Origin of the sequence: Rhodococcus oxybenzonivorans, from assembly GCF_003130705.1 — a bacterium.
In the GTDB taxonomy this organism is placed as follows: Bacteria; Actinomycetota; Actinomycetes; order Mycobacteriales; family Mycobacteriaceae; genus Rhodococcus_F; species Rhodococcus_F oxybenzonivorans.
In genome coordinates, this window is sequence record NZ_CP021354.1 from 4955706 (window position 1) to 4973181 (window position 17476).

Below are 17476 nucleotides of genomic sequence, written 5' to 3' on the forward strand. Positions count from 1 at the left end.
TCCCGGCGACGGACTATTCACCGGCGGCACGACGCATCGTGGCGTGCTGCATACGCTCGTCGTCGAAGCGCTCGAGATGATCGAACTCGGGGTCCTCGTCGTCTACTTCGAGCACAACGGCGCCCGGACGCCGCAGCCGGGCGGGGATGAGACGCAGTTCCTCGTCGCTACGGGACTCGACCCCCAGCCGGGAGCGATTGAGCCGCGCGGTTCTGCGCCTCCGGATCTCCTGCTCGATCTGGACCTGACGGCGGAGGTAGGCGAGATAACCGACGAGGCCGACGACGCCGGCCACGAAAATCCACCACATCACCGGGGCAATGATCAGCGCGAGCGCCGCGGACATAATCGTGCCGAACACGAGGCCGAGCACCGAGCGCTGACGGAAGGCGTATCGGGCCTCCCGCGCGATCGCATCGGCCTCCGGGTCGAAGCCACCACGCCCACGTCGCACCGGCACGTAGTCACCGACCGGGGCCCGGCCGGTGTCGAGATCGTCTTCGTCTGCGTGAGTATCCACAAGGTCCTCCGCGTCGTAGCCGTAGTGGTCCGGTTCCGGTTGCCAGTACGGGTCGCTGCGGTGTCCTGCCGCGGGACCGCGCTGCACGGGGCGCTCGTCACCGCGGTGCAGCACGCGCGTTGCGAGGGCAGCGTCACTGGTTTGCCGGATCCGGGGGCGGTTGTTGACCAGCATCGGGACCAGGACGAAGAGCCACACGACGACGAGCCCGATCCAGAGAAACGAGTTCGGCATACGGCAGCCTCCTCCCAATCGTCTACCAGCACGGATACCGCTGTTGACACTCCCAGGCTAACCGCATGGACACGCACATCTTCGCAGACGCGCCGATCTCACCATACTCAGGTGTCACATGCGTAACGCGAAAATGTGGCGCTCGACATGCTCGAAAAGGACGTGAATTCTTCTTCCGCCGGGAGTGCCCGAAACGGCGACCTCGACTGGCAACGTTTGATACCGTCAGATAACTGCTGTGTAGCTGGACGATTGTCCAGAAGCTTTTGCGGCTGTTACGCCCATGTCGCTTTGCCGCTGCGGACGAGGGAATCGGCGACAGTTCCCATCACGTCCTCGACCGTCATGCCGACCAGGATGTGGTCACGCCACTGGCCGTCGACGTCGAGGTACCTCTTCAAGAGACCCTCTTCACGAAATCCGACGTTGCGGAGCACCGCCTGACTCGCCAGATTTTCCGGGCGCACGGTGGCCTCGATGCGATGCAGTCCCACCGGACCGAACGCGTGATCCAGCCCCAGCGCGAGGGCTCCCGTGGCCACGCCGAGTCCGTTGACGTCGCTGGCCACCCAGTACCCGATCCACGCCGAGCGCAACGCACCGCGAACCACATTGCCGATCGTGATCTGCCCGCAGAAGTTTCCGTCGAGCTCGATCGCCATCGGCAACATGCGACCCTTACGCGCCTCGGAGCGCAGGCTGCTGCACAGTCCCGGCCACCCCGAAATATGGTGCCGCGCATCCCATGGCGCTTCGCCGGTCGGTTCCCACGGCTCGAGATGGGCACGGTCACGGATGCGCAGCCGACTCCACGCTGCGGCGTCGCGCAGTCTGATGGCACGCACGGTTACCACCCCGCCGTTGACGCGGAGTGGGCCGAGGTGCGGCGGCCAGCCCGGATGCTGGGTCATCCCCGTTGCGCCAGGAACGCCACGTCCACCTGGTCACCGGTACGCACCTCGGTGACTTCCGGGTCGATCAGCACGAGACAGTTGGCTTCGGCGAGCGTGGCGAGAAGATGCGAGGACGCTCCGGGCGCACCGCCGAGCGCCTGAACCAGGTACTCACCGGTGGCCTCGTCGCGCATGAGCTGGCCCCGCAAGAATCCCTTGCGGTCCTCGATCGACGTGATGGGTGCGACAGTGCGTGCGGTGACGACGCGGCGCATCGGCTGCCGGCGTCCCAGCGCGATCCGGATGAGGGGACGGACCATCACCTCGAAGACCACCAGCGCACTCACCGGGTTCGACGGGAGAAGAAAGGTCGGGACCTCGTCACGGCCGAGCTGGCCGAATCCCTGCACCGACCCGGGATGCATCGCGACCCGGTCGACCTCGAGATTGCCGAGGTCGGCGAGTGCGTCGCGGACATCCTCGGAGGCCCCACCCCCGACCGCACCCGCGATCACCACGATCTCGGAGCGAATCAGTTGCCCCTCGACCACCTCGCGTAGGCGCCGCGCGTCGGCGCTCGCGATGCCGACGCGATTGACGTCGGCGCCCGCATCACGTGCGGCGGCGGCAAGCGCGTAAGAGTTGACGTCGTATACCTGACCGGGCCCAGGGGTCCGGTCGACGTCGACGAGTTCGCCGCCCACGGAAATGACGGACAACCGCGGCCGTGGGTGCACCAAGACCTTGTCGCGACCCACGGCCGCAAGCAGTCCGACCTGAGCCGCTCCGATGATCGTGCCGGCCCGCACGGCGACATCTCCGGGCTGGACGTCGTCGCCCGCACGGCGCACGTAGTCGCCGGAGCGGACCGGTTTGTAGATCTTGACGCGTGCGCGGCCGCTGTCGGTGCGGTCGAGCGGCAGCACTGCGTCGGCGAGCGTCGGGAGCGGGGCCCCCGTGTCTACCTTGACCGCCTGTCGCGGCTGGAGACGGATGGGCTGCCGGGAGCCGGCCGACACTTCCCCCACGACGGGAAGAGTCAGCTCGACGGGAGCGCCGTCGTCGTCACGAAGGTCGGTCCCGGCGGCCTGGACATCGACACTGCGAACGGCGTACCCGTCGATGGCTGCCTGGTCGAAACCGGGAAGCGGCCGCTCGGTGACCACTTCCTCGGCACACAGCAGTCCCTGCGCTTCGGAGATCGCGACCCGGACCGGCCGCGGCGCCACCGCAGCCGCGGTCACAATGGTCTGTTGCTCCTCGACCGACCGCATGTAGTTCGTGCCTCCCGAGCTTCTAGGAATCCGCCCGCTTCAATCGGTCGGTCAGCCATTCACGCAGCGACGGGCCGTACTCGTCGCTGTTCAAGGCAAAGTCAACAGCAGCGCGGATGTACCCGCCGGGATTTCCGAGGTCGTGTCTCGTTCCGCGGTGCACGACCACGTGCACGGGATGGCCGTCCTTGATGAGGAGGGCGATGGCGTCGGTGAGTTGCAGTTCACCACCCGCTCCCGGTTCGATACGGCGCAAGGCGTCGAAGATGTCCCGGTCGAGGATGTAGCGGCCGGCTGCCGCGAAGGTCGAGGGCGCGTCCTCGATGGCAGGCTTCTCCACCATTCCGGTGACCTTGAGGACGTCCGGGTTGACGGCATCAGGCACCGTTTCGACCTCGAAGACGCCGTAGGAGCTGACCTGATCCTTGGGTACATCGATCGCGCACAGGACGGTGCCGCCGCGTTTGTGGCGCACCCGGGCCATGGTCTCCAGTACGCCCCGGGGCATCACCAGGTCGTCGGGCAGGAGTACTGCGATGGCGTCCTCGTCGTCGTCGAGCACCGATTCTGCGCAGCTGACGGCGTGACCGAGCCCGAGAGGCTGATCCTGGACGACGGATTCGACTTCGAGGAGGCCTGGAGCCTTCCGAACCTTCTCGAGAAGGTGATACTTGCCGCTCTCCTTCAGCTTGCTCTCGAGGACGAGATCCTCGACGAAGTGGGCAACCACACCGTCCTTGCCCGGCGACGTCACGATCACGAGGCGTCCGGCCCCGGAATCAGCAGCTTCACCGGCGACGAGCTCGATACCCGGGGTATCGACCACCGGGAGCAGCTCTTTCGGCACGGTCTTGGTCGCCGGCAGGAATCGGGTACCCATTCCTGCTGCGGGCACGACCGCCGTGCGAAAGGCGCTGTTGGTGTGCGGAACGGCATCTGTCATGCCCCACACCATAACTGTGTAGAGCTACTCAGCAGTCACCAAGCGGCCGTGAACGGCCACGGAGAACCCACCGAGAATGCCTGCTCGGGTACTCCTACAGTGGTCGCATGCAGGCGCGAAGCAAGACCGAGTGGCGGGAACAGGTACTTTCCGGCCGACGTGCACTGGACTCGGGCGTGCGAGCGGCCGAAGATCGGGCACTCGCCGAACTGGTCACAGTCGGTGTCGCGGGCGATTCGGTGGTCTGTGCTTACGTTCCCACGGCACTCGAGCCGGGGTCGGTGGATCTGCTCGACGCCCTCGCCAGCAGCGTTCGACGCGTCCTCGTTCCTGTCACCCGCGGTCCCGGGCCGCTGTTCTGGTCCGAATACACCGGTGCCCGGCAGCTGGTCGATGCACCGTACGGCCTGCTCGAGCCGACGGGAGCCGTCCTCGCTCCCGAAGAAATCCGGACGGCCGAGATCGTGTTCGTGCCCGCTCTGGCAGTCGATCGGCGCGGCGTCCGCCTCGGGCGCGGAGCCGGCTTCTACGACCGCACGCTCGGACTCGCGACACCGCAGACTCGTCTGATCACGGTGGTCCGCGACGAAGAACTGGTGGCCGAACTCCCTGAAGATCCTCATGACGTGCGGATGGGCTGGGCACTGACACCGGGTTCCGGACTCGTCCGCCTGGGCGAGGACATCGAGTCCGGCCCGGGAAGAAATGCCGCGGAATAAGGTGCTGATTAGCGTTGTTGGCACTGTCGACTGTAGAGTGCTAACATCTGCGGTTTGACTACACAGTGCGGAGGAGCCCCAGTGCCCACTTATTCATACGCGTGCACGGAATGCGATAACCGCTTCGACATCGTTCAGTCGTTCAGCGACAATTCGCTGACCGTCTGCCCTGCATGCTCGGGCAAGCTTCGCAAGCTGTTCAACTCCGTCGGAATCGTCTTCAAGGGCAGCGGTTTCTACCGCACCGACAGCCGCGGATCCTCGGGAGCCGCCAGCGAGCCCGCCAAGACCGAGTCCGCGCCCGCCGCGAAGGCGGAAAGTTCGTCAACGGCGTCTTCTAGCTCGACGAGCACCGCGACCGCTGCGCCGGCCAAGGCTGCAGCCAGCTAACTTCACTCGCGGAACCTCTTTATCCACAACTTCTCGCCTATCCACAGGCAGGCCGTTCGCTGCACCTCGAGGGCCGGGTGGGGTCCTAGCGTCGAATCATGTCACGCAACCCCGCCCGGAATCGGGTCACCCGGGCGCACCGAAGCCTCGGTCCTTCCTGGTTCGATCGCCTGTCCGACCTCACCCACCCGAGCTGGGCACGCACCCTCGTCGCACGACGCGTAGCAGCAGCCGGTCTGGCGTGCCTCGCCGTCGCGCTCGGACTTCGCGGCGACCCCGACTCTGCTCACTCTCCCGTCGTGGTCGCTGTGCGCGATCTTCAACCGGGACGAATCCTCGTCGACACCGATCTCGAGGTACGGCAACTCGAAGTGCGGAGCCTTCCCGACGGAGCCGTCACCGCGCTGTCGGATGTCAGTGGTCGCACACTCGCCAGCCCAGCTCGCGCAGGCGAAACGCTCACGGACGTGCGAGTGCTGGGACCACGCCTGGCAGCGACGGCCGCGGGTATCGAGGATGCGCGCATAGTCCCGGTTCGCCTCGCTGATCCGGCGGTGGCGGAACTTCTCAGGGAAGGTGATCGCGTCGATGTCCTGACCGTCGACTCGGACACACCAGCACACTCGGGTCGGCCGCAGAATGCCACCGTGTTGGCCTCCGACGCCGTCGTCGTACTGGTCACTCCGTCGGGGAACGGCCGTGACCAGCGTGATCGCGTGGTGATGCTGGCCCTGCCGGCAACCGAAGCCACCACGGTGGCCGCTGCATCGCTCACCAATGCGATCACCGTGACATTCCAGTGATCCGCCACCTGCGCCGCCTCTGATCTAGGCTTTGCCCGAAAGAGTGCCGACTGACGTGCCACCCACTGGAGGAGACATCGACATGCTCAAGGGATTCAAGGACTTCCTGCTTCGGGGGAACGTCCTCGACCTCGCCGTCGCAGTAGTCGTCGGGGCCGCGTTCACCGCCATCGTGACCTCGTTCACCAACAACGTGATCAACCCGCTCATCGCAGTCGCGGGTGGAGCCAACGATCTCGGGTGGGGCTACCAGGTCCTCTCGGACAACCCCGCAACCTTCATCAATGTCGGGGCCGTGATCACTGCCGTCATCAACTTCGTGATCATCGCGGCGGTGGTCTACTTCATCCTCATCGTTCCTGCCAACGCCGCGAAGAAACGGTTCATCACCGAACCCGCCGACAAGAAGGCAAGCGAGGCCGACCTGTTGATTCAGATTCGCGACATCCTCGAGGCGAGCCTCGAAACCGACTCCTCGGGAACCACTGCCGGCGGCGCGCATTCCATGCCCGCGGACAAGGCGGCGAACCTGGAGGAGACACGCCGATAAGCTCCGCCCTCACACGGACTCGGGCCCGTGCACAGTCCAGTGCACGGGCCCGACGTCTCAGCGCTACAGAAGAAGTCAGCCGAGGCTGAAGGGCTGTCCCCACAGGGTGACGGTGCCGTCGACCGACTCGGTCGAGACACTCACCTTGGCGTAGGAACGAGCCTGGGCGTAACCGGCGCAACCGGACACACCGAACGTCTCGTCCGCGTAGGAGAAGCCGCCGCTGTTGCCCTTGAAGCTGAAGCTGCTCTTGTGAGCCTCGGCGCCATACTCATCGGTGTACTCGATGTCGAGGATCGGCACGTTGGTGGCCTTACCGGGACCGATCGAGACGCCGCTACCGGCACCACCCTCGACCGGGATGCTGGCGGGATCGCCACCGGCAGCCGCACCGACGACCTCGGACGGAACGAGCGACGCACCGGCCTCACCGCCGACCTCGCCACCGAAGTTCAACTGGCACGCCACGATGTAACCGGCATCGATGCTGCCGCCCTTGGCGGTGCCACCGTTGATCGACACATCGATCGTGCCCGACGTCCACACGTTGCGGTGCAACGGAGTCGAACCCATCGACGGGCTGATGTTCGCCGTGTTACCGGTCTGACGCACGGTCACCACGGTGCCGTCGAGCAGCGTCTGCGTGATCTCGCCGTCCTGCAACGGAACGAAGGTATCGGCATTGGCCGCACCGGTGGAAAGGAGGCCGATCGCGACGGTGGCCGCGGCGACCACGCCGGCAGCCTTGGCGCCGTGGCGCAGGGTCTTGCTGTTCATGGTTCCCCTCTAGGGTTACTGATCGCTTACGCGAGAGTCGTGAATGGAATCGATTGGGAGCGGCAATCAGCCGATGCTGAACGGCTGCCCGTAGAGGGTGGCCTTGACGTAGTGGTTACCCGGAACCTCCACCACCGTGTACGCCGAGCCTGCGCGTAACCACCGCAACCCTGCACCTCGATCTGCTGATCGCGGTACTGAATCGCCGACACACCCGGCTTCAGGTCGGTCTTCGACTTGATCTTCGCGAACTTGACCTCGCCGGCCTCGATCGGCACCGACAACGAGCCACCCATACCCAGCGCATCGAAACCGAGATCCGCGCTGAGCTTGCCCTTCAGACCGGTGATGTCGACCTGGCAACCCACGATGTACCCGGTGGTCAGCGTCGCACCCTCCTCGGGGATCTCCCCACCGAGCTCGGCGAACACATCGCCCGACACCCACGCCGTGCGGCCCGCACCATTAGCGGCCAGCGACGGAGAAACCAGAGCACTCTCAGCATTACGGGCGATCTTCGCGCTCACACCACCGGCGTTCACGACCTTCTCACCACCCGGCAGCGGCACAAAAGTATCTGCATTCGCAGCACCCGTCGACATCAGGCCGAGCACAACAGCCGCAGCGGCACCCAGGCCGGCAACGCGGACTCCACGGCGCAGACCGGTCTTTCGGTTCTCGCTCATTCGTTCCCCTCATCAGGTACCGCCCAACCGGCTTTCGGTTAGGCAGTCATTACCTCGTGACGGAATAAAGTTAGCGGAAACAACATAAAAATGTGATGTCTACGTGTCCTGTTCCATGTCCACGCTGGCCGCCGTGACCGAACTGTGACATGCAGCAGGGCGCATAGAGCGAGGTTGGGGGCGTGCGGAAGTCACCGCACGCCCCCAACTCCGAGGTTCTACACCGTGTGAAATTTTTTGGACTTCACACGTCAGCCGAGGCTGAAGGGCTGTCCCCACAGGGTGACGGTGCCGTCGACCGACTCGGTCGAGACACTGACCTTGGCGTAGGAACGAGCCTGGGCGTAACCGGCGCAACCGGACACACCGAACGTCTCGTCCGCGTAGGAGAAGCCGCCGCTGTTGCCCTTGAAGCTGAAGCTGCTCTTGTGAGCCTCGGCGCCATAGTCATCGGTGTACTCGATGTCGAGGATCGGCACGTTGGTGGCCTTACCGGGACCGATCGAGACGCCGCTACCGGCACCACCCTCGACCGGGATGCTGGCGGGATCGCCACCGGCAGCCGCACCGACGACCTCGGACGGAACGAGCGACGCACCGGCCTCACCGCCGACCTCGCCACCGAAGTTCAACTGGCACGCCACGATGTAACCGGCATCGATGCTGCCGCCCTTGGCGGTGCCACCGTTGATCGACACATCGATCGTGCCCGACGTCCACACGTTGCGGTGCAACGGAGTCGAACCCATCGACGGGCTGATGTTCGCCGTGTTACCGGTCTGACGCACGGTCACCACGGTGCCGTCGAGCAGCGTCTGCGTGATCTCGCCGTCCTGCAACGGAACGAAGGTATCGGCATTGGCCGCACCGGTGGAAAGGAGGCCGATCGCGACGGTGGCCGCGGCGACCACGCCGGCAGCCTTGGCGCCGTGGCGCAGGGTCTTGCTGTTCATGGTTCCCCTCTAGGGTTACTGATCGCTTACGCGAGAGTCGTGAATGGAATCGATTGGGAGCGGCAATCAGCCGATGCTGAACGGCTGCCCGTAGAGGGTGGCCTTGACGTAGTGGTTACCCGGAACCTCCACCACCGTGTACGCCCGAGCCTGCGCGTAACCACCGCAACCCTGCACCTCGATCTGCTGATCGCGGTACTGAATCGCCGACACACCCGGCTTCAGGTCGGTCTTCGACTTGATCTTCGCGAACTTGACCTCGCCGGCCTCGATCGGCACCGACAACGAGCCACCCATACCCAGCGCATCGAAACCGAGATCCGCGCTGAGCTTGCCCTTCAGACCGGTGATGTCGACCTGGCAACCCACGATGTACCCGGTGGTCAGCGTCGCACCCTCCTCGGGGATCTCCCCACCGAGCTCGGCGAACACATCGCCCGACACCCACGCCGTGCGGCCCGCACCATTAGCGGCCAGCGACGGAGAAACCAGAGCACTCTCAGCATTACGGGCGATCTTCGCGCTCACACCACCGGCGTTCACGACCTTCTCACCACCCGGCAGCGGCACAAAAGTATCTGCATTCGCAGCACCCGTCGACATCAGGCCGAGCACAACAGCCGCAGCGGCACCCAGGCCGGCAACGCGGACTCCACGGCGCAGACCGGTCTTTCGGTTCTCGCTCATTCGTTCCCCTCATCAGGATTCTTGCTGGTTCCCAGTCACGACCTTCGAGACTGAGGAGTGGTCCATGTCGGGCCCAGAGCAGCATTCACGGCCGTCATGACCGCGGAGTGAATTCCGGGTTATCACAACCTGATTACCGCACTGAAGTCGAAATCACTGACAAAGCATCAGAGTTTCGACTGGGCAACGGCACACGACCCTGCCCTCCATCTCCAGTACTGACTCGCCGAGGACAGTAACCGGGAGTTGGTTGCTTAAGCAATTAATTCCCGAGGAAACGGAATCGTGATGTATGCCACACCGCAAAACGTGTCCACCGTGTGGGATTCCGGCAAGAATCCGGACCTCGCGCCGCTTCGCTGACCAGCACATTCATGCGGCGTTCACGTGAAGTTCGGTAACGTTAACACCTGGTTCACGAGCTGGAACGATGTCTGTTCTGGGCGAAAAAAACCGTCGATGTCGCAGTAAAGTGTGGCCTGGGCCACGAGTGCCCCGGTCCGCCGCCGGATACAAAAACTTCGGCTGATTCCAGAGGCAGACCGCAGATCACGATTGCCTTACGGTAGTTCTTTCCGACGATAACTATCCGTGATGGGGAGGTTTCTGGCGGCGCAGCCACTCGTCGGATTCACTGCCCCGTTCATCCCGACTCGAGGTGTCGTCGGGCCCGCGTTCGTCGGCGGTGGTGTCGGGGAAGACGTCCCCGAAGATGCGCGCGAGCCGGGCCCTGTCGATCGGGGCCCGGCTCGGTGCTGCGTTCTCGGTCGGCTCGCCGTCCGACGGAGGGGAGGTGGAAATGGCTCAGCCTTCCAGACCGGACAGCTCGGTGATGACGTGCGACGCGAGAGGCGTCAGCGTCGCCATGCCGTCTCGCACGGCAGCGCGCGAAGACGCCAGGTTGACCACCAGCGTGCTTCCCGACACACCCGCGAGACCGCGCGACAAACCGGCGTCGAGGGAACCTGCTGCGAGGCCGGACGTGCGCAGCGCTTCGGAGATTCCCGGAATCTCCCGGTCGAGTACCTCCGCGGTGACGTCGGGCGTGACGTCACGTGGCGAGACACCCGTACCGCCGACGGAGACGACGAGGTCGACCCCGCCGATGACGGCGGTGTTGAGGGCGTTGCGAATCTCGACCTCGTCGGCTGCCACCGCGACGATGGCGTCGACGATGAACCCGGCCTCGTTGAGCAACTCAGTGACCAGCGGACCGATGGAGTCCTTGCCGTCACCGTGGGCGGTGCGGTCGTCGACGATAACTACCAGCGCGCGGCCGGCCAGCGAGGCTTCGATATCCATGGTCCCTACCGTAGTGGCCCCGTTCAACACGGACTCGACCTGCCCGAGGATCCCTGCGTTCATCATCGGCCGCCCTGTTCTGCGGTTCCCAGCGTGACATCGACGGTCTTGGTGTTCGACCCGTTTCCGTCCGAGTACGTAATGGACACTGTGTCTCCTGGTGCGTGGGAACGGATGGCAGCGATGAGGGCGTCACCGCTGGTGATGACACGGTCGTCGACCTTGGTGATCACCGACCCCTTCGGAATTCCGGCCTTCTCGGCCGGGCCGCCCGGCGTCACCTCGACGACGGTGGCACCGTTGGCGGCATCCTGCGACGGAACCTGGATGCCGATGATGGCCTGCGTGGCCTTGCCGGTGTCGACCAACTCGTCGGCGATGCGGCGGGCCTGATCGACCGGGATCGCAAATCCGAGGCCGATGGAGCCGCCCTGCTCCCCCGCTCCGGTTCCGCCGATACTCGCGATCGCCGTGTTGATCCCGATCAACTGCCCGTCCATGTTCACGAGAGCGCCACCCGAGTTGCCCGGGTTGATCGCCGCGTCGGTTTGCAGGGCATCGATCACGGTGTTCTGGTTGCCCGACTCACCGGAGGTCGACACCGGACGGTTGAGGGCGGAGATGATTCCCTCGGTGACCGTGCCTGCCAGCCCGAGCGGCGAACCGATCGCCACCACCTGCTGGCCCACCTGGACGTTGGCGGACGTTCCCAGTTCGATGGGTGTCAGATCCGTTTTGCCCGACGCCTTGATGACAGCCAGGTCGGAGACCGGGTCGGCGCCGACCAGGGTTGCGTCCGCGGTACTGCCGTCCGAGAAGGCCACCGTCAGCTTGCCCCCTCTCGCCGCCGCGCCGGCGACGTGATTGTTGGTGAGGATGAGACCGTCGGAGGACAACACGACCCCCGACCCTTCCCCACCGGATCCGCCGGCGGTTGCGACCTCGATCTGGACGACACTCGGGACCACCTTGTTCGCGACGGCCTGCACGGAGCCCGCCGGGGCGTTGGCCGCGGGAGTTGCGGTGTTGTTCTTCGGAGCGTCGAGTGAATTGGTGACCGCCGCGCCGTTGCCGTCCCGTTGGGTAGCGAGTGAACCGACGGCACCGCCGATGCCGCCGCTCACCAACGCCAGTGCGACAGCCCCGACGACGATGGCCGTCCGCGCGGGACGCTTGGCCGTCGCTGCCGACGCCGGCCCGTAGTGACCGGGGAACGACCCCGTGGGCGCTCCCTGCTGGGGTCCCGAGCCGTGCTGCGGCTGCCCGAACTGATGTGTGGACTGATGTGGAACGCCGTACGGGGCGCTCTGCTGGTAGCCCGCCGATCCGTAGGCCTGCGGGCCCGGTCCGGTAGGGCGGTGCGGCGTGGTCGGGAACTGCTCAGTCGGCTGGTAGCCCGGAATGGGCCGGGCAGCCTGGTCACCGGTGTCGCGACTGTTGCTGTCGGAACTGTTTCGATCTTCGGTCATCGCATCACTTCCATCTCCCGCGGCCACCCGCAGGGGCAGCCGCACCGTCTCTGTGTACGAGAGTGCCCGGTGGGACTGAGAAGCTCCTGAGACCGGCCTTTGAGTTTGCCCAACCCTTCCCCAGGTTATTCCGACTCCGGTTCCCCGGGAAGAACGATGCGGATGAGTGCACCGCCCCGCTCGGAGACGTCCACGGCAATGGTGCCTCCGTGCTTGACGACTACCTGCCGCACGATGGCGAGCCCTAATCCCGAGCCGGGCATCGAGCGCGACGCCATGGACCTGTAGAAGCGGTCGAACACCAGCTCGCGGTCTTCCTCGGGGATGCCGGGGCCGGCGTCGTCCACCGTCAGCTCGAGCAGTCCCTCGCCGGCAGGCTTCATCATCACACGCACCTGCTCACCGGTGGGACTCCACTTGGCCGCGTTGTCGAGCACGTTCAATACCGCCCGGGACAACCCGGCGTGATCGCCGTAGACGAACCACGGAACGGTGACGGCGGTGAAGTCGATTTCGTTGCGGCGGCGGCGCGCCCGCTCGAGGCAGCGTTCCACCACCTCACTGAGGTCGACGCGCTCGAACACCGTCTCGGGCGCATCCTCGCGGGCGAGATCGACGAGATCGCCCACCAGGGTGGACAGCTCCTCGATCTGCGCTACCACGTCGGTGCGCAGTTCGGCCATGTCCTCGTCCGGAATGTGCGGGGCGCCAGGGCGGCTCGACGCGATCAGCAATTCCATGTTGGTCCGCAACGAGGTGAGCGGTGTCCGCAGTTCGTGACCGGCGTCCGCCACCAACCGGCTCTGGCGCTCACGTGATTCGGCCAGCGCCCGGAGCATCGTGTTGAAACTCTCGGTCAGCCGCGCGAGTTCGTCGTTACCCGTCACCGGCATGGGGGTCAGGTCATCGGTGCGCGCCACCCTCTCGGTGGCCGCGGTGAGCCGCGCGATCGGCCGGAGCCCGGTGCGTCCCACCGTCGTTCCGGCGACCGCCGCGAGAACGACACCGCACCCACCGACCACGAACAGCACCCACGCCAGTCGGTCCAGCACCGCACCGGTCGGTGCGAGGCGCTGGGCAATCACCAGGGTGCTGCCGTCCTGGGTGCGCTCGGCCAGCACCCGCTGGTTCTCGGCAGTACGCAGCGACGTGCCCTCCTCACCACGGGCGACCGCCAACTCGGGCTCGCCGATGGGAACACTCGAACCGGGCGGCGTGTACGTGTCGAGGTCCGGGAAGATCAGCGCCACACTGATGTCCGTCGTGTACAGCGTCGCACCCGCGATGTAGCGCGGGTCGAACGTCACCAGATTGCTGTCGATCAACGCCGATGCGCGCGTACGCAGCTGGTTGTCGACGTCCGCGTAGAGCGCCCGGGACACCACCGCGTAGGCGGCGATCGCCATCACGGCCACCGCTATTGCCACTACCGACGCCGCGAGGAGCGTGACACGCCAGCGCAGCGACACCGACCGCGTCAACGGCATCGGTGGACGCATCTCCGGCGGCAGCTGAATCGGTCCGGTGTGGTAGCGGCCGGTGGCATGCGGTTCGTGCCCCGGCAACCCCGGCTTGTCGGCGGTTCGGTGGAACGGCACAGCCATCACGGCGGAGTCTCCCGCAGCACGTAGCCGACGCCCCGAACGGTATGCAGCAGGCGCGGCTCCCCATCAGCCTCCGTCTTGCGACGCAGATACCCCACATAGACTTCGAGGGCGTTGCCCGACGTCGGGAAGTCGTAACCCCACACTTCTTCGAGGATGCGGCCACGGGTGAGCACCCGGCGCGGGTTGGCCATCAACATTTCCAACAGCGAGAACTCGGTACGGGTGAGGCTGATGGACCGTTCGCCGCGCGTCACCTCCCTGGTGACCGGGTCGAGGGTCAGGTCCTCGAAGGTCATCTTCTCCGAGTCGATTCCCGGTTCGGGCGCCGCCCGGCGTAGCAGAGCGCGCAGCCGGGCGAGCAGTTCCTCGAGAGCAAACGGTTTGGGAAGATAGTCGTCGGCTCCCGCATCGAGTCCCGAAACCCGCTCCGACACGGAGTCGCGCGCGGTGAGAACCAGGATCGGCAGGTCGTCACCGGTGCTCCGCAGCCGCCGGCACACTTCGAGGCCGTCCAGGCGCGGCATCATCACGTCGAGCACCAGCGCGTCGGGTCGTGCGGCCGCCACCTTCTCGAGCGCATCGATACCGTCGACGGCCAGTTCCACCGAGTACCCGTTGAAGCTCAGGGACCGCCGCAAGGACTCCCTCACGGCCCGATCGTCGTCGACCACCAGAATGCGCATACCCGACAGTTTGACCCGGCCGACTGAGTAATGGCTGAGAAGGGTCGGTACGGAGCCGGATGTGATCACTCCACGATGCGCGGTCCCGGCAGGCTCCACTTTCGCCAGAGCGCGAGCAGACGGAGAACCGAGGCCAGCGCCGTGCCCGCGATCAGAGCGGCGTTCGGACCGGACCCGAGTTCACTCGACACGACCACCAGCGCCGACCCCAGGAGCGCGGGGATTGCGTAGAGATCCCTGTGGAGCAGCAGCGGAACTTCGTTCACCAACACGTCGCGCAATATTCCCCCACCGATGGCCGCCGTGCCCCCGATCAGGCACGAGGCCAGCGGGCTCGCGCCGTGCTCGAGTGCAATCACCGCACCCGTACTCGCGAACAAGCCCATACCCACCGCGTCGAGCACGAGAATCTCGCGGCGCAGTCGGCTAAGCGCCGAGTGCAGGAAGAACACCAGCAACGACGTGCCGAGGGCAGTGCCGAAGTTGGGCCAGCTCCCCAGCGACGTGGGCGGATGGATGTCCAGCAGGAGGTCGCGGACGATGCCGCCACCGATACCGGTGAAGACACCGACCACGCACACCCCGAAGATGTCGAGCCGCTTCGTCACGCCCACCAGGGCACCCGACGCCGCAAACGCCGCGATGCCCACCAGTTCGAGGATGTAGAGCAGCACCCGCCAAGGTTCGCACGCGAGCCTGCCGTCGTTTCGTCCCGGCCGGGCCTACCTGTCAGCCGGGTCCAGCAAGCCCAGCTTCACGGCCTTCACCAGCCGGCGGGGTACCCGGTGGGTGGTTCCCCCGACAGTCACCTCCACCAGCTCGGGAACCTGAGCCTTCCACTGCGACCTGCGACTACGCGTGTTGGACCGCGACATCTTGCGCTTGGGTACTGCCATCTTTCTTTCTCCTCCTTCGTCGCCTGTGAGTACTTCTTAACCACGGAGTGTTAAGAAGTACTCACAGGCGCTTGCGCACTCCATACCGGCGTTCGAACTTCTCGACGCGGCCCGCGGTGTCCATGACGCGTTGCGCGCCGGTCCAGAACGGGTGCGACTCACTGGTCACGTCCACCACCACCAGCGGATAGGTGTTGCCGTCCGCCCACTCCACGGTGCGGTCGCTGGTCACCGTCGACCGCGTGAGGAACGTGGTTCCGGTGCTGGCGTCCTGGAAGACCACGGGGTGGTAGTCGGGGTGGATGTTCGGTTTCATTCGTGTCCCTCTCTCGAGCTGTCGGGTTCTGCGTACGGTGATTCGCTGCTGTCGCAGGGGTCTTCGTGGAACTGGCCGAACGGGTCGGGCCACGACTCCCACGCGGCCTCGTCGGCGAGTTCTTCGTCGGTGACCAGCGCCCACTGGAGCGCCCGGTCGATGTCGCTGGGGTCGGCAGCATGCACCAGAACCACCATCGAGCTGTGCCGGTCGCCGAACCGTTCGTCCCAGCACAGGGCCGCCATCGCTCGCCGCGCCGTGGGGAGTTGGTCCTGTTCGGCCGGGGTCATCGCGGCCAGCCATCGATCCGCACTCGCCACCCGCAGTCCCCCACCGGCGGATTCGAGCCACAGCGCCTCATCGGGCTGCGTGGCGACCCACACCCGGCCGCGCGCCGTGACCACACCGTCCAGAAGAACGTCGATGGCCTCGTGCAGTCGCTCGGGGTGGAAGGGCCGGTTCGCCGAGAACTCGACGATCATGACCCCGCAGTCGTGCGACAGCGGAGGCTGCCCCCGCAGCAGAGGTGAGTGGGCGTTCGTCAGCTCGCCGCGCCGGGCACCCGAGGGGATTTCCATGAGCAACCGCTCGACGTCGAGTCCGTCGACGTCCCAGGCGATCGGTGCGCCGGGAGCGAGCCGCGCGAGGACGGCGTGGAGCCTGGCCTGCTGCCACCCGTCGCCGGCGCTGCCCGACACCACCAGGGCGTCGGCGAAGTCGACCTGACCGACGGCGACCTGCGCGACGGTCCGGTCGTCGTCAAGAGCCTCGTCGCCGGTCGCGTCGTCGAGCCACGACTGGGCGTCGATGCACGTGATCACGGCCTCGACACGGACATCGCGTGAGGCGGTTCCGTCAAGCTGGCCGACCACCCCGGACACCACCACGTGCTCGATTGCCCAGCACACGGCCTCGGGTTCGAGCCGGCGGTCGAGGTGCAACACGATGCGCTGCACGGAGCTGCGCGCATGAAGGCGGCGGAGCAACGGGAGCAGGTCTTCCCGGAGTGTGCAGGAGATACAGCCGTGCGCGAGCTCGAGGATTCCGACGCGGGTGCGCTCTCGCCCCGACTCCATCGTGGTGACGGTGCGCCGCACGACGCCTTCGTGCACGAGGTCGAGGTCGTGATGCACGACCACGGTGTCGTCACGGAGCAGCGACCGCGCGACGGTGTCGGTGGGGCCGCTCCATCCGGATACCAGGACGAGCGGCGTCCGGTGAATCTCACTCACGAGCACCCTTTCGATAACGATTGTCATTGCTTACCGAGAAACGCTACATTGGATTTTCGTCGTTGTCGAAAATGATTGTCATCACCTTGCTGACCGGTAGTCGCCTGGATGCGGGAGGAGACAGAAAGGAATGCCCATGTCGGCACATTGCCAAGTGACCGGACGCCGGCCAGGATTCGGCAAATCCGTATCGCACTCCCACAAGCGCACCAATCGGCGCTGGGATCCGAACATTCAGAAGAAGACATATCTTCTGCCCAGCGAGGGGCGGCGGATCACTCTCACCGTCTCCGCCAAGGGGATCAAAACCATCGACCGGGACGGAATCGAGGCCGTGGTTGCCAAGATCCGGGCCCGCGGAGAGAAGGTCTGATGGCCCGGAACGAAATCCGTCCGATCGTGAAGCTGAAGTCGACGGCGGGTACGGGATACACCTACGTCACCAGGAAGAACCGCCGCAACGACCCCGACCGACTGGTGATGAAGAAGTATGACCCCGTCGTCCGGCGCCACGTCGATTTCCGAGAAGAAAAGTAGAAGAC

21 protein-coding genes and 1 pseudogene are annotated in these 17476 nt (G+C 65.7%); 6 read left to right on the forward strand and 16 right to left on the reverse strand.

Annotation, left to right across the window (positions count from 1 at the left end):
• Window positions 1-13 precede the first annotated feature (13 nt).
• From sepX to CBI38_RS23245, 4 genes are all read right to left on the reverse strand, one after another.
• Complete coding sequence (sepX, locus tag CBI38_RS23230) at window positions 14-754, reverse strand: divisome protein SepX/GlpR (protein ID WP_109332583.1); 741 nt, start codon at window positions 752-754, stop codon at window positions 14-16.
• A 275-nt stretch (window positions 755-1029) separates the two neighbouring features.
• Complete coding sequence (locus CBI38_RS23235) at window positions 1030-1665, reverse strand: GNAT family N-acetyltransferase (protein ID WP_109332585.1); 636 nt, start codon at window positions 1663-1665, stop codon at window positions 1030-1032.
• Entirely contained in the window at window positions 1662-2921 is a 1260-nt protein-coding gene (gene glp / locus CBI38_RS23240; protein WP_109332586.1) for a molybdotransferase-like divisome protein Glp, read from the reverse strand. Before glp ends, CBI38_RS23235 begins: the two co-directional genes overlap by 4 nt.
• 22 nt (window positions 2922-2943) lie before the next feature.
• Window positions 2944-3864: a UTP--glucose-1-phosphate uridylyltransferase gene (locus tag CBI38_RS23245; RefSeq protein WP_109332588.1), complete on the reverse strand. Its 921-nt coding sequence runs from the start codon at window positions 3862-3864 to the stop codon at window positions 2944-2946.
• A 107-nt stretch (window positions 3865-3971) separates the two neighbouring features.
• On the opposite strand from CBI38_RS23245, the gene CBI38_RS23250 reads away from it, so the two are divergent.
• The 4 genes from CBI38_RS23250 to mscL all read left to right on the forward strand — a co-directional run bounded on the left by CBI38_RS23250 (window position 3972) and on the right by mscL (window position 6326).
• A complete protein-coding gene (locus CBI38_RS23250) occupies window positions 3972-4583 on the forward strand; it encodes a 5-formyltetrahydrofolate cyclo-ligase (RefSeq protein WP_109332589.1) in 612 nt (203 codons plus the stop codon).
• Window positions 4584-4664: 81 nt separating this feature from the next.
• Window positions 4665-4973, forward strand: a complete 309-nt coding sequence (locus tag CBI38_RS23255) for an FmdB family zinc ribbon protein (RefSeq protein WP_109332591.1) — start codon at window positions 4665-4667, stop codon at window positions 4971-4973.
• Between the two features lie 98 nt (window positions 4974-5071).
• Complete coding sequence (locus tag CBI38_RS23260) at window positions 5072-5776, forward strand: SAF domain-containing protein (protein WP_109332592.1); 705 nt, start codon at window positions 5072-5074, stop codon at window positions 5774-5776.
• 82 nt (window positions 5777-5858) lie between these two features.
• Entirely contained in the window at window positions 5859-6326 is a 468-nt protein-coding gene (mscL, locus tag CBI38_RS23265; RefSeq protein WP_109332595.1) for a large conductance mechanosensitive channel protein MscL, read from the forward strand.
• 75 nt (window positions 6327-6401) lie between these two features.
• Here mscL and CBI38_RS23270 read toward each other — a convergent pair whose 3' ends face one another.
• The 12 genes and pseudogenes from CBI38_RS23270 to mrf form a co-directional block, all read right to left on the reverse strand.
• Entirely contained in the window at window positions 6402-7103 is a 702-nt protein-coding gene (locus CBI38_RS23270) for an MspA family porin (RefSeq protein WP_109332598.1), read from the reverse strand.
• 66 nt (window positions 7104-7169) lie between these two features.
• Window positions 7170-7789: pseudogene (locus tag CBI38_RS23275) on the reverse strand (MspA family porin).
• 251 nt (window positions 7790-8040) lie between these two features.
• On the reverse strand, window positions 8041-8742 hold the full coding sequence (locus tag CBI38_RS23280; protein ID WP_109332599.1) for an MspA family porin: 702 nt from the start codon (window positions 8740-8742) through the stop codon (window positions 8041-8043).
• A gap of 66 nt (window positions 8743-8808) precedes the next feature.
• On the reverse strand, window positions 8809-9429 hold the full coding sequence (locus tag CBI38_RS23285; protein ID WP_109332600.1) for an MspA family porin: 621 nt from the start codon (window positions 9427-9429) through the stop codon (window positions 8809-8811).
• Window positions 9430-10233: 804 nt separating this feature from the next.
• Window positions 10234-10794 carry a MogA/MoaB family molybdenum cofactor biosynthesis protein gene (locus tag CBI38_RS23295; protein WP_109335291.1) on the reverse strand — a complete coding sequence of 187 codons (561 nt, stop codon included), beginning with the start codon at window positions 10792-10794 and terminating at the stop codon, window positions 10234-10236.
• Window positions 10794-12200 carry a S1C family serine protease gene (locus CBI38_RS23300; RefSeq protein WP_109332601.1) on the reverse strand — a complete coding sequence of 469 codons (1407 nt, stop codon included), beginning with the start codon at window positions 12198-12200 and terminating at the stop codon, window positions 10794-10796. Before CBI38_RS23300 ends, CBI38_RS23295 begins: the two co-directional genes overlap by 1 nt.
• Before the next feature lie 125 nt (window positions 12201-12325).
• Complete coding sequence (locus CBI38_RS23305) at window positions 12326-13804, reverse strand: sensor histidine kinase (RefSeq protein ID WP_109332602.1); 1479 nt, start codon at window positions 13802-13804, stop codon at window positions 12326-12328.
• Window positions 13804-14490, reverse strand: a complete 687-nt coding sequence (locus CBI38_RS23310) for a response regulator transcription factor (RefSeq protein ID WP_109335292.1) — start codon at window positions 14488-14490, stop codon at window positions 13804-13806. Before CBI38_RS23310 ends, CBI38_RS23305 begins: the two co-directional genes overlap by 1 nt.
• 65 nt (window positions 14491-14555) lie before the next feature.
• The gene (locus CBI38_RS23315; RefSeq protein WP_109332603.1) at window positions 14556-15164 is read right to left on the reverse strand and encodes a trimeric intracellular cation channel family protein; all 609 of its coding nucleotides are present in this window, start codon (window positions 15162-15164) and stop codon (window positions 14556-14558) included.
• Between the two features lie 48 nt (window positions 15165-15212).
• Window positions 15213-15386, reverse strand: a complete 174-nt coding sequence (rpmF, locus tag CBI38_RS23320; protein ID WP_109332604.1) for a 50S ribosomal protein L32 — start codon at window positions 15384-15386, stop codon at window positions 15213-15215.
• 61 nt (window positions 15387-15447) lie between these two features.
• Complete coding sequence (locus CBI38_RS23325) at window positions 15448-15702, reverse strand: type B 50S ribosomal protein L31 (protein ID WP_109332605.1); 255 nt, start codon at window positions 15700-15702, stop codon at window positions 15448-15450.
• Window positions 15699-16961 carry a ribosome hibernation factor-recruiting GTPase MRF gene (mrf, locus tag CBI38_RS23330; RefSeq protein WP_109332606.1) on the reverse strand — a complete coding sequence of 421 codons (1263 nt, stop codon included), beginning with the start codon at window positions 16959-16961 and terminating at the stop codon, window positions 15699-15701. The genes CBI38_RS23325 and mrf overlap by 4 nt, the downstream gene beginning before the upstream one ends.
• A gap of 109 nt (window positions 16962-17070) precedes the next feature.
• On the opposite strand from mrf, the gene rpmB reads away from it, so the two are divergent.
• Both rpmB and rpmG read left to right on the forward strand, forming a co-directional pair.
• Window positions 17071-17307, forward strand: a complete 237-nt coding sequence (rpmB, locus tag CBI38_RS23335) for a 50S ribosomal protein L28 (RefSeq protein WP_109332618.1) — start codon at window positions 17071-17073, stop codon at window positions 17305-17307.
• The gene (gene rpmG, locus CBI38_RS23340; RefSeq protein ID WP_109332619.1) at window positions 17307-17471 is read left to right on the forward strand and encodes a 50S ribosomal protein L33; all 165 of its coding nucleotides are present in this window, start codon (window positions 17307-17309) and stop codon (window positions 17469-17471) included. Before rpmB ends, rpmG begins: the two co-directional genes overlap by 1 nt.
• Window positions 17472-17476 lie beyond the last annotated feature (5 nt).